We start from the raw sequence: 21,671 nt of genomic DNA, 5'->3' as shown, positions 1-21,671 counted from the left end.
GATCGGAAGGTGGTTCTGCCAGCGTAGTGTTAATGTGTGACTAATTTTATTTATGGAGGGATCAGCACAATGTCCAAATTGAAAGTCGCCGTCATCGGTGCCGGATCAATATCCGATTGCCACCTGCAAGCCTATGCCAGTAATCCAGACGTTGAAATATACGCCATATGTGACCTGAATGAAGCACGTGCCGCAGACATGGCGAAAAAATATGATGCAACTCATGTATTCACCGACTACAAGGAACTGCTGGCTTTGCCGGAGATTCACTCCGTCAGCATCTGTACATGGAATGATTCACACGCAGAGATCAGCATTGCCGCACTGGACGCGGGCAAAAACGTGCTGTGTGAGAAGCCGCTATGCCAAACCGTAGAAGATGCCCTCGAAGTAGAGAAAGCCGTTCATCGCAGCGGCAAGCTGCTGCAGGTCGGTTTTGTACGCCGCTATAGCGACAATGCGCAGATTCTGAAGAAGTTCATTGATGCGGGTGAGCTGGGCGAGATCTATTATGCCAAAGCATCCAGCCTGCGTCGCCTCGGTAACCCGGGCGGCTGGTTCTCGGATATTAATCGATCCGGCGGCGGTCCGCTGATTGATATTGGCGTGCATGTCATCGATATTTGCTGGTACCTGATGGGCAGACCAAAGGTGAAATCCGTTTCTGCCAACGTGTCCAATCGACTCGGCAATCGTGCCCATATCAAGAATCTGTCCTTTTACAAAGCCGCAGACTATGACGCTGACCAGAACACGGTTGAGGACATGGCGAATGCCCTAATTCGTTTCGAAAATGGGGCAAGCCTGCTTGTGGATGTCAGCTTCACACTTCATGCGAAAGCGGATGAAACCTCAGTCAAACTGTACGGCGACAAGGGCGGTGCCGAATTGGAGCCGGAAATCTCGATCATTAGCGAGAAATTCAACACCATTTTGAACATGACCCCACAAGTCGATTTCAAATCCTTCGATTTTATGGGCTCGTTCCGCAATGAGATCAACCATTTTATCGACAGCACACAGGGCCGCAAGGAAACGCTTAGTCCCGTAGAGGACGGCGTGGAAGTGATGAAAATGCTCTGTGCCATCTACGAGTCAGCACGCGAGGGACGCGAAATTTCACTGTAACTGAAACGAGAAATCGAGAGGTCCTAGATAACGATGAGCCGAAGATGGCAAATTGCTCGATCATGTTCTGGTTAAAAGCGACTTCTTTAAAATAACGTTTATGCAAATAGAGAGTGCAAAACCGATCTTAAGGAACAAAGCGACAGGGTTTATATGCCTTTCTCAGTTGAACTAAACCGTTACACGATAACGGAGAGTGCAGAACCAATCTGAAGAAGCGAAGCGGTCGCGTTTATCCCTGGATTTTCCCTGCAGGAAAAGGGAATCCAAAAAATCCGGGGATAACAGCGATCGGAGGATGGTTCTGACCGCGCAGTGGCCCAGGGTAAAGCTATTTATTCAGCTTATGACATCTAATCCAAAGGAGATGAACGGGATGAGCGAAACCAAAGACGTGGTGCTGGAACAGGAAGAACAGGTCGTTGAAGCCGGGGTGCACAATTTTAGCAAAGAGGAAGAATGGGTCAAACCGGATGATCCGCTGCTCCTTGAGCGGCTGGAGTGGTTCAAGGACCAGAAGCTGGGGCTGATGATGCACTGGGGTCCCTATTCCCAGCTTGGACTCGTGGAGTCCTGGGCACTGAGCGATGAGGATGGCGATTGGTCGCGTGATGACATCGACTGGACGGACGACATGGAGCATTTCAAGCGGGAATATTTCGATCTGAACAAAACCTTTAACCCGATCCGTTTCCAACCCGAAGAATGGGCACAGATGGCAGCAGACAATGGCTTCAAATACTTCCTGTTCACGACGAAGCACCACGACGGTTTCTGCATGTGGGACACCCATACAACCGATTATCGGATCACGGGCAAGGATACCCCGTTTCATACCCATAAATATGCGGACATCTGCAGAGTACTCTTTGACGCATTCCGGGCCAAGGGACTGGGGATCTCGGCGTATTTCTCCAAAGCGGACTGGCATACCCCATATTATTGGGCACCTGGAATGGAGCGCGGAAGCCACATGTGGCGCGGACCATCCTACGATCCCCACAAGTATCCGTGGCTGTGGGAGAAATTCGTGGAGTTCACACATGAGCAGATTATGGAGCTGCTGACGAATTATGGCCGGATCGAATGTCTATGGCTGGATGCCGGTTGGGTACGTGAGGGTCGCCACGGCCAGGATATCAGACTTGGAGAAGTTGTGGAGCGGGCACGTCAGACAACGCAGCCATGGCTTCTGTCAGCAGACCGCACGGTAGGTGGGCCATATGAGAATATTGTTACCCCAGAGCAGACCATCCCGGAACACCCGATGAATATCCCTTGGGAGAGCTGCATTACAGTAGGGAATTCCTTCGCCTTCGGATTTGATGACCAGTATAAATCGGGAAGACAGCTGGCACACATTTTGCTGGAAGTGGTGTCCAAGGGCGGCAACCTGGCGCTGAATGTTGGACCGCAGCCGGATGGTCGCCTTCCCAAAGGGGCAGTGAGGGGCATCAAGGCACTTGGTGAATGGCTCAACATCCACGGTGAAGGGATCTATGGAACCCGGATCTGCGGACCTTATTTTACGAAGGATTGGGCCTTTACACAGAAGGAAGAGATCAACACCGTGTACGCCTTCCGTTTATACAGAAACGAGAACGAAGCAGTAGAAGCACAAGTCATCATCCCTTATTTGGAGAAAGTAGAGCGAGTCGAACTTATTGGTACCAATGACGTAATTTCGTATCAGCAGACGGAAAATGGACTTGTTGTTGATCTGCCACCATCGGCTATTTCGGGGACAGCGCCGATCACGCATACGTTCAGATTGTTAACACGTGGGTAGATGGCATGTGAATTCCGGGGGAGAAATCAGGGCCTCCGGGATTTTTGTATTTCAGTATATGGAGGTGGAATTCCACATAATAAAGGCGCAAAAATGCTTGTGCCACAAGGATTTATGGAATATGGAGAGGTGGGAGAAAATTACGAATTGATCAAAAAACTAGATTCCATGTACTATCGAATCAGGAAAGCGCTACCTGATACTATTACTAACACGGTTAGCGCTAAAATATCAATTTGATCGAAAAACAGGATGTTTAAGAGAAGTAAATGTAATGTATTATTACACTTGAGGTGTAGAAGGAGTGACGCAAATGAGTCGAGCTACGGAAAGCATACCCGCCAGCCTGGAGCTCCAGCAAAGGAATCAGGTGGAGCCCAAAAGGCAGCATCCATTCATCAAAAGCCTCAAGAAACATTGGGAGCTCTATCTGCTCGTTCTGCCTCCCGTGTTGTATCTGTTGATCTTCAAGTACATTCCCATGGTTGGGGTCCAGATCGCCTTTAAGGATTTTAGTGTAGTCAAAGGGATCTGGGGAAGTCCTTGGGTCGGATTCAAACACTTCGAAGCATTCTTCGAATCCCCCAACTTCTGGCTCCTGATCAAAAATACGATCGGCATCAGCTTCTACTCCCTGATCGCCGGATTCCCCATTCCGATCCTGCTTGCGCTGGCGCTGAATGAGATCCGAACGGGTTACTTTAAGAAGACCGTGCAGATGGTCACTTACGCTCCGCATTTTATCTCCACGGTCGTGATGGTATCCATTATTATTCTAATGCTGTCCCCGCATGTGGGCGTGGTAGACAAGCTGTTCACGCTGCTCGGCTTCCCGATGACCAACTTCATGGGCATTCCGGAATACTTCAAATCCATCTATGTCTGGTCCGGTGTATGGCAGGGCATGGGATATTCATCCATCATATACATCGCCGCCCTTGCTGGTGTGGATCCATCACTGTATGAGGCAGCGAAGATGGACGGGGCTTCAAGGCTTCGGAAAATATGGCATATCGACCTTCCAACGCTCGTTCCAGTCACCGTTATCATGCTGATTCTGAGTTTGGGCAGCATTATGGGTGTCGGCTTTGAAAAAATATATCTGATGCAGAATCCGCTCAACACAAGCGCATCGGAGGTCATCTCCACGTACGTGTACAAGGTTGGTCTGATCGGTGCCAATTTCAGCTTCTCCTCGGCAGTAGGGTTGTTCAACTCCATTATCAATCTGATCCTGCTGATCATCGTCAACGGCATTTCCCGCAAAGTATCCCAGAACAGCTTGTGGTAAAGGAGGAGCTCATCCATGTTCAACCTGTTTAATCGTAACCGGATCAAGGATCCGCTAGGTGACCGCATCTTCATGACACTCAACTATATCTTTCTGTTCGCCATACTGTTAACGGTATTTTACCCCCTCTTGTATATCATCAGTTCTTCATTTAGCTCTTCACGAGCCGTTACATCCGGTCAGGTGTGGCTGTTCCCGGTGGACTTTAACATCAAGGCATACATCTCCATTTTCAAAAGCCAGCAGCTCATGCTCGGTTTCTACAACACGATCATCTACACCGTGGTCGGCACATTCATTAACGTGGCACTGACCGTCATGCTGGCTTATCCCTTGTCACGCAAGTCGTTCTATGGACGAGGGGCCATTATCATTTTCATGATGATTACGATGTTCTTTGATGGCGGTTTGATTCCAACCTACCTCCTGATGAAGGACCTGCACCTGCTCGATACACGCTGGGCGATGTGGCTGCCAGGGGCGCTCGCGGTGTTCCAGGTCATCGTCGCGAGAACCTTCTTCCAGTCTTCCATCCCGGAAGAGCTCGGAGAAGCGGCGGAAATGGACGGCTGCCGGGATATCCGGTATTTGATCAGTGTCGTTCTTCCGTTGTCGAAGCCCATCCTGGCTGTTATGACACTCATGTATGCCGTAGGTCACTGGAATGCGTATTTTGACGCTCTGATCTATCTGCGTTCCGAAAAGTTGTTCCCGCTGCAATACGTGCTGCGCAATCTGCTCATCCTGAATGCGGCTGATCCGGCGATGCTCGCCAATACCAGTCAGCAGATGCGAGATCAGGGCTTCGAGCAGGTATTGAAATATGCACTTATCGTTGTCGCAAGTATTCCAATTTTGATCATGTATCCGTTTGTACAGAAGCATTTTGTCAAAGGGGTCATGGTGGGTTCCCTCAAGGGATAATTCACAGCAATGATGCCCGGCTGGCCTCTTGAAAGGAGGTGGAAGGAACACGCCGGCTTCCGGGATCGGTTTTATACGTGCAGTAAACGAGTTGTATGCCGTTTTGAACAAAAAGGAGGAGTCAGATTGAGAAAATCTTGGATTTCGATGTTGTTTCTGGTCTTTGCTTCAATGGCTTTGTTGTCCGCATGCGGTTCATCCGAAGAATCGGGTGCAGCTAGCGACGGTAGCGGCGAGAGCGGTGGCCCTGTAACGATGACTTTCTTTGCCCCGCAAGGCAAAGCGTCCATGGAAGAGAATGAGTTCACCCAATTTATCGAAGACAAGTTCGACGTTACCCTGAAATGGGATCTGGCCCCGACAGACGCATTGCAGGACCGCAGACAATTGCTGCTCGCCAGTGGTGATTATCCCGAAGTGTTCCTTCACGGCAAGTTCACCACCTCAGATCTTCAGAACTATGGAAAACAAGGCGTGTTCCTTCCGCTGCAGGATCTGATTAAGGAATATGGCCCGAATCTGACCAAGATCATGGAAGAGAAACCGTATTTCAAAGAAGCCATCACAGCTCCGGACGGCAACATCTATGCCCTGCCGATTTTCAACGAATGTTACCACTGTACGTACGCACAGAAATATTGGATCAACACGGAATGGCTCGATAACCTGGGCCTGAAAATGCCAACAACGACGGATGAACTGTACACGGTGCTGAAGGCGTTCAAAGAGCAGGACCCCAACGGTAACGGCAAGGCAGATGAGATTCCTCTCACTGGCGCACCGAACAAGTATGTATGGAACGGCAACATTGATGCCTACCTGATGAACAGCTTTATTTACAATGATAACGATAAATACCTGATCGTGAACGATGGCAAGGTTGATTTTGCAGCAAACAAGGATGAGTGGAGAAAAGGGCTGGAGTACATGAACAAGCTGTATGCAGAAGGCCTGATTGACCCGGCATCCTTCACGCAAAACGATCAGGCGATCGGACAGCTGGGGAATAAGGAAGGCGACGAAGTGGTCGGCTCCATTACGACAGCACTGGTCAGCTATCTTGTGAACACCTATGACAAAGATATTACACGTCACCAGCATTGGGAGATCGTTCCTCCATTGAAAGGACCGGATGGCGTACAGACCACAGGTGCTACACAGAGTGTAGGCGAGTTTGAGTTTGCCATCACGAACAAAGCAACAGAAGCACAACAAATTGCGGCGATCAAAATTGTGGATTACATGTTCAGTGAAGAAGGTGCCCTGTACGCGGAATATGGTCCAACCGAAGGCAAGGGATGGAAGAAGGCGGATGCAGATGAGAAAAACATCAATGGCGAGCCTGCCAAGTACAGCTACTACAACCTGCCTGAACGTGACCCGAACGTAGTTGTTAACGAAAGCTGGTCGCAGATCGGAGCACATGACTTGTCCAATACGTTCCGTAACCTGTTTGCCGAAGGTCAAAATCCATTAGAGGCAGAAGGCTACGGTACAAGGCTGGCTCAAGCGACCAATGTGTATGAACCATATGCACCAAAAGAAGTATATCCGGCAAATGTATTTATTCGTCCGGAGGATACCGAATCGGCAGCACAACTTACCACGGCCATCAAGGATTATGTGCAGACCAATATGGCACAGTTCATTATCGGCAGCAAAAGCATCGATAAGGAATGGGATTCATATGTCAAAGGCTTCGATGGACTGGGACTCAGCAATTACCTTGAGATCTACCAGCGTGCAATTGAGAAGAATCAATAATAGTTGAGGAATTCAAGATCGAGACTGTCCCGAAGTCACCCATGACCGGGACAGTTTTATCCTTTGACAACCCCACTTCCTCCGATATAATACGGATTATTTATAGGTAGTTAACGACCAGAGCGAGTGGTTGTCGTCACATGTATAAACAGTGGTGGGGGGACCTTGGGGATGAACAACAATTGGTTTAGACGTTTGCTGCTTTCGTATCTGCCTGTGTTCTTTATTGTGACTACGATTCTATTTATTATCTTTTTCCAGATTTTCAATGAACAGAACCGCAAGGAAGCGCTCAAGGCCAATGAATTTCTGGCTTCACAAGTGACGCAGTATTTGGATAATTCCCTGCGCTCGATCGATTTCAAGGTGCTGCGCGAGATTTTGACCAATCCGAATCTGAAAAATTATTACGCGATAACCGGAAGTGATGATGTCTATGCCGGCATTCAGGCAGTTCAGGTTATCGACGAATTGAAAATAGAATATCCGCTGATCGACTCCATTTATATGGTCCGGTACAGGGATGACAAGGTATTCAGCAATGGCAAGCCCGTGCCCATTGAGGAGTTCCCGGATGCAGCATTTATAGAAGACAGCCGGGCGGCAGAAACGCAGAAATGGGTCGGCGGAAGAACCTTCAGGGCCTTTCCCACAGAGGAAGGGAAACAAGTCATTACACTGATCCGCGGCGTTGGCAATGGGAGCGGCCTGATTGTGGTGAATGTCGACCTTCAGACACTGCAGAAATCCATTATGCAGATGTATGATCCGGAGTTCACCTTCGTCAACATCTACAATCGGTCGGGCGGCAATCTATGGGACAGCAGTGTGACAGAAGAGCACGAAGCCAAAGCCTCTTCCGGCGAAGTCTTCTCCGAGTTTACTTCAAGCTACAGCGGTTGGAAGGTACAAACAGGGCTGAACAACGGCAAAGTCGTCAAATTTGCTCTGAAATTCTACAATATCTGGTTTGTGTTTGCCGTGGCTGTTGTCCTGATTGGTGTGGTGTGGGTGATCTATGTAACTCGCAGGAATTACAAGCCGATTCAGCAGATCGTCACGTTAATTGAGACGGTTGCTTCACAGAAACAGCCAGGCATCGGCCATTCCAAGGAGAACGAATTCCGATTTATCCAAGCCACGCTGGAACAAATGATTGACCAGACGAAGCAGTATCAGGAGGAGTACGAAGAGAATCTGATTTTGAAGAAAAAATACTTCTTTCAGGAACTGCTGGAGGGAACGAGGGAATTTACTGCCGATGAACTCTCGGCCGAGATGAACAGGTTCAGTCTGCCGCAATTGGACGACAGATGGACCGTAATGGTCGTTGAAATTGACCGCTATTCCCGCTTCATTGAAGAATATCATGTGCAGGACCAGTCCCTACTGAAATTTGTATTGTCCAGCATTCTGCAGGAGAGCGCCCGCAAGGAAGATACGGAAGTATGGGCGGAGTGGATCTCGGACCATCGCCTATATGCCATCTTGTGGTTGCCAGACACACCGCAGCCGGAAGAGAGTGAACGCAGGCTGCTGGAAGGCTATCTGGATCAGGTCGAGCAGTATCTGAACTTCACGGTAACCATTGGAATTGGGCGGGTGGCTGTTGATCTGCGTGGTCTCAGAGCATCCTTCAAGGAAGCGGTCCATGCACTCGATTACAAAGCGGTGCTGGGTGTGAACCGAATTATTCCATATGGTGATGTACCAGGCTCAACCAATGATGTGTATGAGTTCTTGAAGACCATATCGCTGTTGGTGCAGGCCATGCGGCTGTCTGATGACGATTGGAGTAAGCATTTTGACAAACTGTTTGAGCAGATTCATGTCTCGATGCTATCCCGTCAGGAAATCATGAACACGATCCAGCTGCTGTTCCAGCATGTGAACCGGGAATTCGCAGAGCTGCCTCGTGAGTACCACGAGCTGTGGGCGGAGGTCATGGGTCATCTGCTTCGGAATGTGGAGGATTGGGAAACGGCCGAGGATCTGCAGGAATTGTGTAAGGATGGGTTCCAGACACTTGCCGGACAGATGCAGGCGCTTCGTTGTTCCAAGAAACACCGGACGCATATTCTGGAGATTCGCAAGTATATCGAAGAGAACTATAACAATCCGGATCTGTCTTTGAATTATTTGAGTGACCTGTTCGATATTAACCCGAAATATTTAAGCAAGCTTTTCAAGGATGAGATTGGTGAGAAATTTGTGGATTTGCTGATCAGTCAGCGGATTGAAAAGGCCAAACAGTTAATGCAGGAGACAGATAAGGCCATTCAGGAGATCAGCGAGGAAGTCGGATACACGAATTACAACTCCTTCAACCGGGCCTTCAAAAATGTGGTAGGAGTCGCACCGAGCGATTACCGAAAAGCCATTTGATCTCAAGTGGAACACAAGCAGCAAGCCAAGCCAAATGCATAAGGAGAATGTGCACATGGATTATAGAGATGCTTCGTTACCGATACCCGAGCGGGTACAGAATTTGCTTGAACAGATGACTACGGAAGAGAAAATTGGTCAGCTGATCCAGCCAATGGGCTGGAAGACATACCAGAAAGAGTCGGATGGCACCGTACAAGTGACGGAGGAATTCAAAGAAAATATCGCGCAGGGTGGCGTTGGTTCTCTATACGGCGTGCTTCGTGCCGACCCGTGGACCGAGGTAACACTGGAAACCGGGCTGACCCCGGGCCAGGGAGCGGCTGCCACCAATGAAATTCAGCGGTATGCGATTGAAAAATCGCGTCTGGGCATTCCCATTTTGTTCGGGGAGGAATGCTCGCATGGCCATATGGCGATCGGGGCAACGGTATTTCCGGTGCCGCTGACCGTAGGAAGCACGTGGAACACGGAATTGTATCGCAAGATGTGTGAGGCCATTGCGGTCGAGACTCGCAGCCAGGGCGGAGCTGCAACCTATTCGCCTGTGCTAGATGTGGTGCGGGACCCAAGATGGGGACGAACCGAGGAGTGTTTTGCCGAAGACCCGTATCTGATTGGTGAGTTGGCTGTGGAAGCGATCAGGGGATTACAGGGGGAACGTCTCGATTCGGACCGGACCATTATGGCCACGCTGAAGCATTTTGCGGGCTATGGAAGCTCAGAAGGAGGGCGTAATGCCGCTCCTGTGCATATGGGTCAGCGCGAGCTGCACGAGGTAGACCTGCTGCCTTTCAAAAAGGCGGTGGAGGCCGGCGCATGCTCTGTGATGGCTGCGTACAACGAGATTGATGGTGTACCGTGCACTTCCAGCACGTATCTGTTGAATGATCTCCTGCGCGAGCAGTGGGGCTTTGAGGGGTTTGTCATCACCGACTTTGGTGCCATTCAGATGCTGGTTAGCGGACACAACACAGCCGAGACCGGGGAGCAGGCTGTAGCTCAGTCCCTTCAAGCGGGTGTGGACATGGAGATGTCCGGATTCATGTATCGTAAACATCTGGCGAAGGCACTTGAGCAGGGATTGATTCGTCATCAGGATCTGGATACAGCGGTATGGCGGATTCTGGAGATGAAGTTTAGATTGGGGCTGTTCGAGCAGCCTTATGTCGACCCAGACTTTGCGGAGCGAGTGATTGGTTGCAAAGAGCATGTGGAGCTGGCAAGGAAGGCAGCCCAGGAAGGGATTGTTTTGCTCAAAAATGAGGGGAATCTCCTTCCGCTCACCAAGACGAATCCGAAGATCGCGGTACTGGGTCCGAACGCCAATCATACGTATAACCAGTTGGGAGACTACACCTCACCACAACCAAGTGGACAGATCGTTACGGTGCTGGAAGGCATACGCCGCAAGGTTGGTGCTGAGGCAGAACAAATCCTGTATGCACCCGGCTGCCGGATCAAAGGTGATTCCAGGGAGGGCTTTGCGCAAGCGCTCGCTTGTGCTGAACAGGCCGATGTCATTGTGATGGTTATGGGTGGATCAAGCGCTCGCGACTTCGGGGAAGGCACAATTGATCTGCGAACGGGTGCATCAGTTGTAACGGATAATCCATGGAATGATATGGAATGTGGTGAAGGTATCGACCGTTCATCGCTGAATCTGATGGGTGTGCAGCTGGAATTGGTGCAGGAGGTATATAAGTTGGGGAAACCCGTGGTTGTCGTATATATAAACGGGCGACCTATTGCAGAACCGTGGATCGACGAGCATGTGCATGCCATTTTGGAGGCCTGGTACCCGGGACAGGAAGGCGGTAATGCGGTGGCAGACATTCTGTTTGGAGATGTGAATCCGTCCGGGCGTCTGACGATCTCCATTCCGAAACATGTCGGACAGCTCCCTGTCGTTTACAATGCCAGACGTACGCGGGGGAAGAGATATTTGGAGATGGATCTGGAGCCGCAATATCCGTTTGGCTTCGGACTCAGCTATACCGAATTCGAGTATGACCATGTGAGAGTTGTGCCTGAAATGATCGAACCGAATGGTGAGGCTGAGGTTCAGGTGGAGGTCACGAATACAGGTAAGGTAGCTGGAGCCGAGGTTGTGCAATTCTATATAACGGACGAAGCTGCTTCCGTCACTCGGCCGGAAATGTCACTTAAGGGTTTTCGCAAGATCTATCTGGAGCCCGGACAGACCCAAACGGTTACTTTTACCGTGAATGCAGAGCACCTGGAGCTCATGGACTCCCGCTATCAGTGGGTGGTTGAGCCGGGCAAGTTCCGTCTGATGGTTGGCAGCAGCTCTAAGAAGTGGAAGGCATCCGATTTACAAGTGCGAAGTGAGGTGGGACCGGTATGATTCGGATAAGCCGATTTATAGAGGATATGTCACAGCAGCAATGGTTAGCGAAGGTGGAGCTGCCCGAATGGCAGATGGAGAAGGCCAAATATATACGGCCTGGGGAATACCAGATGGAGCAGGAAGAGGCCTCCGTCCAATCTGTAAACCCCCTTCATAGTACACATGGAACGACTTATTTTATGAGCAAGCTCATTGAAATCCCTGGCGATTGGGAGGATCATGCCATTGCTTTGACTTTTGAAGCGGGTGGTGAAGGATTGCTGAAGGTGAATGGCAAGCCGTATCACGGACTGGATCGCAATCATTGGCTGGTCCCGCTTCCCCGAAGCCGGGTTGGGGAATCACCCCTGCTGGAGATTGAGCTGTATGACCCCATTCCGGAGCCGCATGATCCACTGAATCGCCAGGCGGTCATACAGCCGCCGATTCGGGGAATACGTTCAGCCCTCGTACATATCAACCGTCCGCTGCAAAGCCTCATGTATAGCGTAACGGTGCTTGCAGAATCGCTAAAGGCGCTGCCTGAAAAAGATCTGAAGCGTATCCGGCTGGTTCGGGCCATTCACCAAGTCATGGATGAGATGTACAACGAGCCGAAGCGTTGGGAAGAGCCAGCGTGGGTGCAGGGCTTCGAACAATCACTTGCACAGTCCGTACAGGAGCAGGACCCGGAAGAAGAACGGGATGGATTCATGCATCTAGTGGGACAGTCACATATTGATATCGCCTGGCTCTGGCCAGTTCGGGAAACCGTGCGCAAGTCCAGCCGTACCTTCTCCACGATGTGTACCTTAATGGACGAACATCCGGGGTTCGTGTATTCACAGAGCCAGCCTCAGCTATACGCCTTCGTGAAGGAGCATTATCCGGATCTGTACGAACGGGTGAAGGCTCGCATTGCCGAGGGTCGATGGGAACTTGTCGGTGGCATGTGGGTAGAACCGGACTTGAATATCCCGAGCGGAGAGTCCCTGGTGCGACAGATCCTGTACGGACAGAACTTCTACCAGGAGGAGTTTGGCAAGCGCTCAAGCATCGAATGGCTGCCGGACACTTTTGGCTACTGTGCGTCCCTGCCGCAAATACTTCAGCTTGCGAATGTTTCCTATTTTATGACCACCAAGCTCAACTGGAATGACACCAATGCGTTTCCTTACGACCTGTTCGACTGGGTAGGCATAGATGGTACCTCAGTGCTGGCGTATCTCAATCACGGGGTGAATGAGCATACGCGTCCCAAGGATGTGGATGAACACTGGCAATCCTATAAACAGAAGGATCTGCATCCGGAGCAGATGCTGCTCTATGGACATGGAGACGGTGGGGGCGGGGTTACACATGAGATGGTTGAGTTCGCGGAGCGTGCCCAGTTCATGGTGGGTCAGCCAATCAGCACATTCAGCACGGCTCAGGCCTTTTTTGAAGAGATTTCAGCCAGCAATCCAGCATTACCGAAATGGCATGGCGACCTGTATCTGGAACTGCATCGCGGAACATATACGACGCATGCGCGAAATAAACGCAGCAATCGCAAGGCTGAGGTGCTGTATCGGGATGCAGAAATCTGGGGGCAGTTTGCAGGGACTGAAGCAGAGCAGATCAAGAGCAACCTGGACGACGGATGGAAACTGATGATGCTGAATCAGTTCCATGATATTATCCCTGGCACATCCATTCCGGAAGCTTACGTTACGTCTGCAGAAGAGTACACGAGGGTGTTTGAGCTGGGCACGTCAGCTCTGAATAATTCACTCGGCAGCCTTGCAGAGCGCATTGTAACGGATGGATGGGAAGGCATACCGTATGTCATATTTAACAGTTTGGGCTGGGAGCGAGGAGAAGTGGTGACCCTTAGCGGGGGTGCTGAACTCAGCGACATGGCAGCCTTTGACCAGAACGGTAATCAGATGGATTGTGATCTGGTGGAAAAGGAAGACGTACGAACCTTGTCTGTCGTTATCCCATCCATCCCTGCGTTTGGTTATACGACGATATGGCTTCGCCCAGACAAGCATTCTGCTCCGGCTGCATGGATGGAGGACTCTTTCCCTTCCAGTTGGGAGACCCCATTTTATATGGTTGAATTCAACGAGATCGGCGAGATTACCAGATGGTACGACAAATCTGTGGGTCGGGAGTGGTTGAAGCCAGGCGACAAAGCTAATGAGCTGCAATTTTTCCACGACAAGCCAACTTACTGGGATGCATGGGACATTGATCCGAGGTTCGAATCTCAGCCTGCAGGCAAGGTTCAGCTAATTTCGAAGGAGATTGTACAGCGGGGCGCAGCCAAGGATGTACTACGGTTTCGCTGGAAGTTGAATGAATCAGACATCAGCCAGGATATCGTATTTTATCGTCATCAGCGCCGGGTGGATTTCCAGACAAAGGTCAGCTGGAATGAGAGTCATAAGCTGCTCAAGGTAGCCTTTCCAGTGGATCTGGTGGCTGCGAAAGCAACGTATGAAATCCCGTTTGGTGCGCTGGAACGGCCGACACATAACAACACCAGCTGGGAACAGGCACAGTTTGAGGTCTGCGGGCATCGCTGGGCGGATATCTCTGAGGGCAATAGCGGAGTAAGTCTGCTGAATGACTGCAAATATGGATACGACATCAAGGATCGGACCATTCGCCTGTCTCTGCTGCGTGCTCCGAAGTGGCCGGATGAACATGCCGATCAGGGCGAACATGAATTTACGTATTCAGTATTGCCCCACCAGGGCGATTGGCGGGAAGCTGGGGTCGTACGTCAAGCGATGGAGCTGAATCATCCGGTTCAGGCCGTTGCCGCAGGCAGACATGCGGGCGTCCTACCTGCGGAGCACGCCTGGATTGATTACCAGAGCAAGCATGTCATCCTGGATACGGTGAAGGCCTCGGAAGATGGTACGGGAACGATACTTCGTTTCTATGAATCGTCAGGGGGCCGGGAGAGGGTACAGGCCCAGTGGAAAGAACAGAATGTAGAGGTGTCAATTGTTAACCTGTTGGAGGATGAAATACATCCGCTTGCTTCTCAGAAAGGCGCATTCGAGCTAACATTTAGACCTTATGAGATCAAATCGGTGAAACTTAGTCCTGTTGATTAAGGATTAGCCAGGCATTGCCTAGACAGACCGCTTGGAACCTACTCGGTAAATGACGTAAAAGGATATAAAAAGGTGCTGGATTGATATGTGACGGCGACTCATACTTTAGTTATGATGAGGAAGAGTCGATGAAGAGTCACTTCTCTATCTTGGACGTCCAAAGTCATCTGAATATCGGCTCGGACAGTATCCTGTTTTGAAAATACCAATTCACGGGAGGGCATGACATGACATTAACGAACAAGATCGGTGTAATCGTGGATAGCTTCGGCGTAGGAGTGCGTGAAGGGTTGAAAAAGGCCAAGGATGTGGGTGCTGAAGGGGTGCAAATCTATGCAGTCAAGGGAGAGATGGATCCGGAAAATCTGTCTCCCGCAGCACGCAAGGAGCTAAAAAGCTACATTGATTCCCTCGGTCTTGAAATTTCAGCTCTGGTCGGCGACCTGGGCGGTCACGGATTTCAGGTGAAGGAAGATAACCTATGGAAAGTCGAGAAGTCCAAGCGCATCGTGGACCTGGCTCTTGATCTGGGTACCAATATTGTGACAACCCACATTGGCATTGTCCCGCATGACCCTGCCTCAGAGGTATACGCTACGCTGCACGCAGCATGTGAAGAGCTTGGTCAGTATGCCAAAAGTGCAGGAGCGTACTTTGCAATTGAGACAGGACCGGAGACGGCAGCTGATTTGAAAGGATTCCTGGATACCCTCTCAACGAACGGGGTTTCGGTCAATTTTGACCCGGCCAACATGGTGATGGTGACGGGGGATGACCCGGCTCAGGGTGTGCGTCTGCTGAAGGACTACATCGTACATACCCATGTGAAGGATGGCGTACGCCTGAAGGAAGTCGACCCAAGGGATGTATACGGTGCAGTGGGGTATGCGCCAATGGATCATGAGAAAATTGCCGAAATGGTATCCTCAGGTACCTTTTTCCGCGAGGTGCCGCTCGGAGAGGGTGGAGTAGATTTTGACAGCTATTTCGCTGCTCTTCAGGAGATTGGTTATACAGGGTACCTGACGATTGAGCGCGAAGTCGGCGATCAGCCTGAACAGGATATCCGCAAGGCGGTCGGATTTATCAAACAATACCGGTAGGGAGCTGAGAAGATGAAGGTGGGCCTGAGTACGTATAGCTTGTTGAACGATTTGAAGTCGGGCGAGATGACAGTTCTGGACGTGATCGACTGGATTGCGGCAAATGGCGGCGAGCATATGGAAATGGTCCCGTACGGCTACACGGTGGAAGATAACCCGGAGCTGGCTGATGCGATTCGGGAGCGTGCCGCTTCTGCAGGCATAGAGCTGTCCAATTATTCGATGCCAGCCAATTTTGTGCAGGAGACGGAAGAGGCTTTTGAGGAAGAAATGGCCCGGGTCAAAAGGCATGTCGATGTCGTGCACCGAATGGGTGTCAAACATATGCGTCATGACGTGACGGCCTTTACCTTGCCGAAAGAAAACATGACCATTGCCTGGTTTGAGCAGCATCTGCCGCTCATGGTTCGGGGAAGCCAGATTATCGCAGACTATGCCGCACAGTTCGGCATTACAACGACGATTGAGAACCACGGCTTCAGTGTGCAGGCGAGTGATCGTGTGCAGCGAGTGCTGCAGGCTGTGGACCGCCCTAATTTTAAAACGACGTTGGATATCGGCAACTTCATGTGTGTGGATGAGAATCCGATAATTGGTGTGATGAAGAATTTGCCTTACGCCTCCCTGGTTCATTTCAAGGACTTTTATTTCCGTCCATTTGATGAACATCCGGGTGGCGGTGATTGGTTCACCACAACTCATGGCAATTTTCTGCGCGGAGCCATTGTGGGGCATGGAGATATCCCGATCCGGAAAATTGTGAAACTGATCAAGGATTTTGGTTACGATGGCAACATTACGGTGGAATTCGAAGGCATGGAAGAGTGTAAGTCCGCCTCCCGGATTGCGATGGACAACCTGCGCCGATTTTGGGAAGAAGCATAAGGCAATCATTCGGTTATATATTTCGGGCCACTTTACTTTAAAGTGGCTTTTTTGGCTGTTTCATACGATTGTATTTGTGCCGACTGATCTGCGAGTGTACTCTCGGTAAAGCTAACATATATTGGTTTTGTGCAAGGATCAAGTGACGAAGATCACAAGTGTGGTATACTGAATCTATTCAGCCTGGAAATATACTGGCTATGGATAGGAGAGATCACTGATCTATGCAGGTATTTGAGGACTGGAATCAGAAAGTGAAGAAGACATTTAACGCCACCAACCCCGAGGTTGTATTGACCGTTTCTGAAGCAGGCACGCTGCTTGGTTTATCAAAAGACCAAATGAAACTGTATGTGGATAAAAACAAGTTAACCAAGGTGCCCATTATGCGAAGCGTGCATCGGTATTTGTTGCTGGAGAGCGAAATTGCCGACATCGTCAAGAAGAACAAATCCATATAGTCCTTATATCAGCCATCTTACCGACACGAGTTCGGTAGGTGGTTGTTTTTTATTTCAATAAATGGAGTATATGCCCCTTATCTCAGGAGAGTCCGGGGATAAGATCGGACCGGTTAGGGTATTGCTTTAAAAGAAGGAAATACCTGCTTGTCAAAGGACAACCTGTCCTATATACTCATGTCGCAAGCGGCAGGAATGGTTGTCAAAACATGAGCTTAAGGAGATGAAGAACGCATGGCGATTAGTTTGAATGTGTATCTTGTCACGGATGGAAACGGGAAGGAAGCAGTCGCTTTCTACAAAGAGGTTTTTAACGCAGAAGTGTTGGCAATTCAGACATTTGGTGAAGGTCCGTCAAGTCCGGATCATCCGATTCCGCCAGAAGCCAAGGATCGCATCATGCATGCTTCTCTACAGATCGGGGGCTCTTTGCTCATGCTGTCGGATACGTTCCCGGGCATGCCTCATGTCATTGGTAACAACATCAGTGTTACCGTGAATACGGATACTGCAGATGAAGCCAAGCACATTTTTAACAAGCTCGAAGAAGGCGGAGAGGTGAAAATGCCAATCCAGGAGACATTCTGGAGCCCGGCATACGGCATGGTTACCGACAAGTACGGCGTTCAGTTCCAAATTAGCTGTACACCCAGCCAAGCATAACCATTTGTCTTCGCTCTATTCATAAAAAAAGCAAAGACCTCCACTGCCTGATTTTCATCACGCGAGCTGGAGGTCTTTTTGGCTTAGACTTGCTTTTGAATCTTGGAAGGATTGTTGATCTTATAGGGCACCGGATTTCGAGTGAGCTTCTTCTTAATGATCTTTGCTTCAAAAGTAAGGACATCCCCGACTTCAAGCTCCTGCTTCTTCATCGTGGCACTATGGCTGGACCAGGCTTCACCAAGTTCCACGTGGTCAGGCTCGGTGATGGCCACGCCTTCATAAACGATGACTTCATCATCATTGTCGGAGAAATGGTTCGGAACCGTTGTAAATTCCTTCACGACTGCCGTCATTTTCACTTTGCCTTCAGGCAGGTCAATCTTGACCGATTTCGCCTTGCTTGCCGCCTTCGCCTTCGGTTTCGCTTCACTGCTTGTCCCACCTTGTGGGCCAACATATTCCTCTACGAGTCCGTCCGGGTCACCTTTCAGTCCGGAATGGCTTTCCCCGGCATCGATGTCCATGTCATTCAGATCCGATGGAATGCCGTCTGAATCGGATATGGGATCCACGGCGACTGAAGCAGTAACAGCATATGCTGTGTCCTCTGTCCGGGAATCGTTCAATGGCTCACTCGCCTTATCTGTTTCTGCTGCCGTCACGGGTCTTACATTGTAGCTCGACGCTTGCATCTCTTTCAGATAAGAGGGATGAATGCAGTGTTTCTGTTCATTATCCAGTTGGATGACGGCTGCCATATGATCCACATAACCAATGATGGTACAGGGGGTGTTCAGTCCGTTTCCTTTATAGTAGAACGTTTTGAGCTTGGTTGCTTTACCGGAAAGCAGGCCCCACTCCTGGCACTTTTCAATGAGTTCCTCATCGTTGTCCAGGGGGATATAATGCTGAGGCTCTATCATAAAAGCATATGTCATCTCGTGATTCCGCCTTTCCATTGTTTCTCCATTCATCGTTTCCAATTTACAATCAGTGTATCACAAGTATATACCCGGAGATGCATTTTATAAAAGTCGATCCAAGGCATGCCTATGGTATAATTTGAGGAGAATACAGGACAGAAAATTGTTATAGAACCTTATTATACATATCCTCTGAAAGGATGGTCACCATGGAGAAAAAAGTGAATCCCCAGGCTCTATGGCTTGGGTTAGGCCTAGCACTCGGAGTGAGTATTGGTACGGCAACGGATCAGCTCGCGCTCGGCATTGCTTTTGGCGTGGCCCTTGGCGTTGTGATTGGATCAGTGGTAAGCAAACGGGTGATTGCCGGTACGGAAGATATGTTGCAGGAGCATGTCCGTGAACTCCGCAGACAGGAAGACTGGGAAGCGGCACTTCAATCTTCGGAGGATCATCCCGTACTCATCCTGAAGCACAGCACCACCTGCCCGATCAGCGCGAGAGCGTACCGCGAGTTTATGGCCTTTGTGGGCTCCAACGCGTCCGATCCCAAACAGAAGATGGACTATCATATCGTCAAAGTCATCGAGAATCGCCCGCTCTCCCGCCGGATTGCGGAGGAAACAGAGGTACATCATGAATCGCCACAGGTGCTGCTCCTGGATCAAGGAAAGGTCATCAAGCACACATCCCACGGCAAAATCACGAAGAAGAGACTGCTGCAATGGGCACAGAATCCGTTTGGATAAAGATCAAATTACCGATAGACCCGTTTTCTTTCAGCCCAATGGCGAAGAAACGGGTCTATTTTTACGTTTTTTTTACACCCTGGCTGGGATTTCTTTACCCCCTTTTTACAGCGTTCAGGTATAAGATTTTACACGTAGCAGGATGAAAGAACGGTAGAGAGAGGGAGGAAGGGCATATGGTGAGTGATGCTGCAATGATCGGATTGGTTGTGCTGCTGTTCGTAGTGTTCTGGGGTTTCATTAAGTTCTGCGAGAGAGCCTAGGGCTATAGCCAGAGAGGGGAAGGTGCATATGACCGTTATAGGAATAATTGTGCTGGCACTGATGGTCTATCTGGGCTATGTGCTCGTGAAGCCGGAGAAGTTCTGAATCATTTGGATCGCAGATTAGGGAGGAACTAAGGATATGGGTAGCGGTTTATTACAAGTGGCGGTCACGCTGCTGATCATCATCCTGCTGGTGAAACCGGTGGGTAGTTATCTGGTCAAGGTATTCGATGGCAAGCGGACAGGACTGGACCGGATCTTCGGTGGACCTGAACGACTGCTCTATCAATTAATGGGGGTTCAGGAGAATGAGTCGATGGGCTGGAAAAAATACCTTTCAGCCGTGCTCATTTCCAACTTCGTCATGTTGATTTTGATGTTTCTGGTGCTGCGGCTGCAGCAGTTTCTGCCGCTCAACCCGGATGGCATCAGCAACATGCCTGCAGCGCAGGCGTTTAATACAGCAGCATCCTTCATGACCAACACCAACTGGCAGTCGTATACGGGCGAGAATGCCCTGTCATATCTGTCACAGATGCTGGCTGTGACGTTCCCGATGTTTACATCGGCGGCAACAGGCTTCGCTGTAGCGATTGCATTCATCCGCGGACTGGTTGGCCGGAAGGATGAACTGGGGAACTTCTATGTCGACCTGGTGCGGTCGATTACACGGATCTTTTTGCCGCTGAGCTTCATTGTGGCCGTATTCCTGGTCTTTCAGGGTGTGCCGCAGACGCTTGCAGGGGCGGTGAACGCGACTACGCTGGAAGGCGGAGAGCAGACAATCACCCGCGGATTGGTTGCTTCATTGGAGTCGATCAAACATATTGGTACGAATGGTGGCGGCTGGTTTGGAACCAATGCAGCTCATCCATTCGAGAATCCTACGGCGCTGGCGAATCTGGTCCACATTGTCTGTATGATGCTGCTGCCCACTGCACTGGTGTATGCATTCGGACTGATGGTAAACAACCGGAAGCAAGGCTGGGCATTGTTTGCAGCGATGAGCTTTCTGTTTCTTGTGATGCTCACGACTGTTTTTGTATCAGAGTACCGCGGTATACCTGCACTGGATGCCGCCGGCATTCAAGGCAATATGGAGGGGAAAGAGGTCAGGTTTGGGATAGCCGAATCGGCGTTATTCACCGCAGTGACTACAGCTGCAACAACGGGATCCGTCAACAATATGCATGAGTCGCTCACGCCGCTCGGCGGAATGGTGGCACTTGCTGAAATGATGCTCAATAACGTTTTTGGCGGTAAAGGGGTAGGCCTGCTTAACGGACTGCTGTACGTCATTCTGGCCGTGTTTATCTCCGGATTGATGGTAGGACGGACACCTGAATTTCTGGGCAAGAAAATTGAAGGGAAAGAAGTAAAGCTTGCATCGATTGCGCTGCTGATCCATCCCTTGATTATTTTGGCTCCAACTGCGCTGGCGCTTATGCGACCCGAAGCGGTAGCCTCGATCTCGAATTCTGGCATGCATGGCCTGACCGAAGTGCTTTATGCTTTTGCATCGGGTGCTGCCAATAATGGGTCGGCTTTTGCCGGACTGAATGCCAATACGGACTTTTACAATATCGCCATTGGTGTGGTGATGCTTCTGGGAAGGTATATCTCCATGATTGCCATGCTCGCGATTGCAGGATCCCTGGCAATGAAACGAGTAGTTCCGGTAACAACGGGTACACTTCGTACACATACCCCTTTATTTGCAGGGATTCTGGTGATGATGATTGTGGTGGTCGGAGCGCTCACCTTCTTCCCATCCCTGGCGCTTGGGCCGATCGCTGAGCATTTGGCGATGCTCCGGTAACGGAAGGACAGTCTATGGGATGGAACAAGGGAAGTACAGCAAGGACGTTAAGCAT

The 21,671-nt window shown here is 50.2% G+C and carries 16 protein-coding genes; 15 read left to right on the top strand and 1 reads right to left on the bottom strand.

The window, feature by feature from the left end:
- The first annotated feature begins 69 nt into the window (after window positions 1-69).
- The 12 genes from GUA98_RS22525 to GUA98_RS22470 all read left to right on the top strand — a co-directional run bounded on the left by GUA98_RS22525 (window position 70) and on the right by GUA98_RS22470 (window position 17,856).
- Window positions 70-1,128, top strand: coding sequence for a Gfo/Idh/MocA family protein (locus tag GUA98_RS22525; protein WP_193724451.1), 1,059 nt, complete (start codon window positions 70-72; stop codon window positions 1,126-1,128).
- 376 nt (window positions 1,129-1,504) lie between these two features.
- Window positions 1,505-2,917, top strand: a complete 1,413-nt coding sequence (locus tag GUA98_RS22520) for an alpha-L-fucosidase (RefSeq protein WP_193724450.1) — start codon at window positions 1,505-1,507, stop codon at window positions 2,915-2,917.
- Window positions 2,918-3,230: 313 nt separating this feature from the next.
- Window positions 3,231-4,208 carry an ABC transporter permease gene (locus GUA98_RS22515; RefSeq protein ID WP_095361997.1) on the top strand — a complete coding sequence of 326 codons (978 nt, stop codon included), beginning with the start codon at window positions 3,231-3,233 and terminating at the stop codon, window positions 4,206-4,208.
- Between the two features lie 15 nt (window positions 4,209-4,223).
- A complete protein-coding gene (locus tag GUA98_RS22510) occupies window positions 4,224-5,132 on the top strand; it encodes a carbohydrate ABC transporter permease (protein WP_095293099.1) in 909 nt (302 codons plus the stop codon).
- Window positions 5,133-5,258: 126 nt separating this feature from the next.
- On the top strand, window positions 5,259-6,896 hold the full coding sequence (locus GUA98_RS22505; RefSeq protein ID WP_193724449.1) for an extracellular solute-binding protein: 1,638 nt from the start codon (window positions 5,259-5,261) through the stop codon (window positions 6,894-6,896).
- A 171-nt stretch (window positions 6,897-7,067) separates the two neighbouring features.
- Window positions 7,068-9,281 (top strand): helix-turn-helix domain-containing protein, encoded by a 2,214-nt coding sequence (locus GUA98_RS22500; RefSeq protein WP_193724448.1) that lies wholly within the window; start codon window positions 7,068-7,070, stop codon window positions 9,279-9,281.
- A 55-nt stretch (window positions 9,282-9,336) separates the two neighbouring features.
- Window positions 9,337-11,649 (top strand): glycoside hydrolase family 3 N-terminal domain-containing protein, encoded by a 2,313-nt coding sequence (locus tag GUA98_RS22495; protein ID WP_193724447.1) that lies wholly within the window; start codon window positions 9,337-9,339, stop codon window positions 11,647-11,649.
- On the top strand, window positions 11,646-14,744 hold the full coding sequence (locus GUA98_RS22490) for an alpha-mannosidase (RefSeq protein ID WP_193724446.1): 3,099 nt from the start codon (window positions 11,646-11,648) through the stop codon (window positions 14,742-14,744). The genes GUA98_RS22495 and GUA98_RS22490 overlap by 4 nt, the downstream gene beginning before the upstream one ends.
- Before the next feature lie 227 nt (window positions 14,745-14,971).
- Window positions 14,972-15,847, top strand: a complete 876-nt coding sequence (locus GUA98_RS22485; protein ID WP_193724445.1) for a sugar phosphate isomerase/epimerase family protein — start codon at window positions 14,972-14,974, stop codon at window positions 15,845-15,847.
- A 12-nt stretch (window positions 15,848-15,859) separates the two neighbouring features.
- Window positions 15,860-16,732, top strand: coding sequence for a sugar phosphate isomerase/epimerase family protein (locus GUA98_RS22480; RefSeq protein ID WP_153976536.1), 873 nt, complete (start codon window positions 15,860-15,862; stop codon window positions 16,730-16,732).
- A gap of 224 nt (window positions 16,733-16,956) precedes the next feature.
- Complete coding sequence (locus tag GUA98_RS22475; protein WP_095293111.1) at window positions 16,957-17,193, top strand: DNA-binding protein; 237 nt, start codon at window positions 16,957-16,959, stop codon at window positions 17,191-17,193.
- Window positions 17,194-17,427: 234 nt separating this feature from the next.
- Window positions 17,428-17,856 (top strand): VOC family protein, encoded by a 429-nt coding sequence (locus GUA98_RS22470; RefSeq protein ID WP_193724444.1) that lies wholly within the window; start codon window positions 17,428-17,430, stop codon window positions 17,854-17,856.
- An 83-nt stretch (window positions 17,857-17,939) separates the two neighbouring features.
- On the opposite strand, the gene GUA98_RS22465 is transcribed toward GUA98_RS22470, so the two are convergent.
- Window positions 17,940-18,782 (bottom strand): hypothetical protein, encoded by an 843-nt coding sequence (locus GUA98_RS22465; RefSeq protein ID WP_415753052.1) that lies wholly within the window; start codon window positions 18,780-18,782, stop codon window positions 17,940-17,942.
- A 209-nt stretch (window positions 18,783-18,991) separates the two neighbouring features.
- Between GUA98_RS22465 and ytxJ the strand changes: the two genes are divergently transcribed.
- The 3 genes from ytxJ to kdpA all read left to right on the top strand — a co-directional run bounded on the left by ytxJ (window position 18,992) and on the right by kdpA (window position 21,616).
- Window positions 18,992-19,531, top strand: coding sequence for a bacillithiol system redox-active protein YtxJ (gene ytxJ, locus GUA98_RS22460; RefSeq protein ID WP_227779988.1), 540 nt, complete (start codon window positions 18,992-18,994; stop codon window positions 19,529-19,531).
- Between the two features lie 291 nt (window positions 19,532-19,822).
- A complete protein-coding gene (locus tag GUA98_RS30315) occupies window positions 19,823-19,900 on the top strand; it encodes a potassium-transporting ATPase subunit F (protein WP_141236996.1) in 78 nt (25 codons plus the stop codon).
- Between the two features lie 36 nt (window positions 19,901-19,936).
- Complete coding sequence (gene kdpA, locus GUA98_RS22450; protein ID WP_193724442.1) at window positions 19,937-21,616, top strand: potassium-transporting ATPase subunit KdpA; 1,680 nt, start codon at window positions 19,937-19,939, stop codon at window positions 21,614-21,616.
- Window positions 21,617-21,671 lie beyond the last annotated feature (55 nt).

The organism is Paenibacillus sp. P13VS, from assembly GCF_015143645.1.
GTDB classification, from domain to species: Bacteria; Bacillota; Bacilli; order Paenibacillales; family Paenibacillaceae; genus Paenibacillus; species Paenibacillus xylanilyticus_A.
Note: the sequence above shows the minus strand (reverse complement) of the source record. Positions and strands in the feature narration are given on the sequence as shown.

Coding starts and splice junctions, on each gene's coding strand:
- GUA98_RS22475 (WP_095293111.1), top strand. CDS start 16,957: ATGCAGGTATTTGAGGACTGGAATCAGAAAGTGAAGAAGACATTTAAC.
- GUA98_RS22525 (WP_193724451.1), top strand. CDS start 70: ATGTCCAAATTGAAAGTCGCCGTCATCGGTGCCGGATCAATATCCGAT.
- GUA98_RS22515 (WP_095361997.1), top strand. CDS start 3,231: ATGAGTCGAGCTACGGAAAGCATACCCGCCAGCCTGGAGCTCCAGCAA.
- GUA98_RS22465 (WP_415753052.1), bottom strand. CDS start 18,782: ATGATAGAGCCTCAGCATTATATCCCCCTGGACAACGATGAGGAACTC.
- GUA98_RS30315 (WP_141236996.1), top strand. CDS start 19,823: ATGACCGTTATAGGAATAATTGTGCTGGCACTGATGGTCTATCTGGGC.
- GUA98_RS22470 (WP_193724444.1), top strand. CDS start 17,428: ATGGCGATTAGTTTGAATGTGTATCTTGTCACGGATGGAAACGGGAAG.
- GUA98_RS22485 (WP_193724445.1), top strand. CDS start 14,972: ATGACATTAACGAACAAGATCGGTGTAATCGTGGATAGCTTCGGCGTA.
- GUA98_RS22495 (WP_193724447.1), top strand. CDS start 9,337: ATGGATTATAGAGATGCTTCGTTACCGATACCCGAGCGGGTACAGAAT.
- GUA98_RS22510 (WP_095293099.1), top strand. CDS start 4,224: ATGTTCAACCTGTTTAATCGTAACCGGATCAAGGATCCGCTAGGTGAC.
- GUA98_RS22500 (WP_193724448.1), top strand. CDS start 7,068: ATGAACAACAATTGGTTTAGACGTTTGCTGCTTTCGTATCTGCCTGTG.
- GUA98_RS22480 (WP_153976536.1), top strand. CDS start 15,860: ATGAAGGTGGGCCTGAGTACGTATAGCTTGTTGAACGATTTGAAGTCG.
- GUA98_RS22520 (WP_193724450.1), top strand. CDS start 1,505: ATGAGCGAAACCAAAGACGTGGTGCTGGAACAGGAAGAACAGGTCGTT.
- GUA98_RS22490 (WP_193724446.1), top strand. CDS start 11,646: ATGATTCGGATAAGCCGATTTATAGAGGATATGTCACAGCAGCAATGG.
- ytxJ (WP_227779988.1), top strand. CDS start 18,992: ATGGAGAAAAAAGTGAATCCCCAGGCTCTATGGCTTGGGTTAGGCCTA.
- kdpA (WP_193724442.1), top strand. CDS start 19,937: ATGGGTAGCGGTTTATTACAAGTGGCGGTCACGCTGCTGATCATCATC.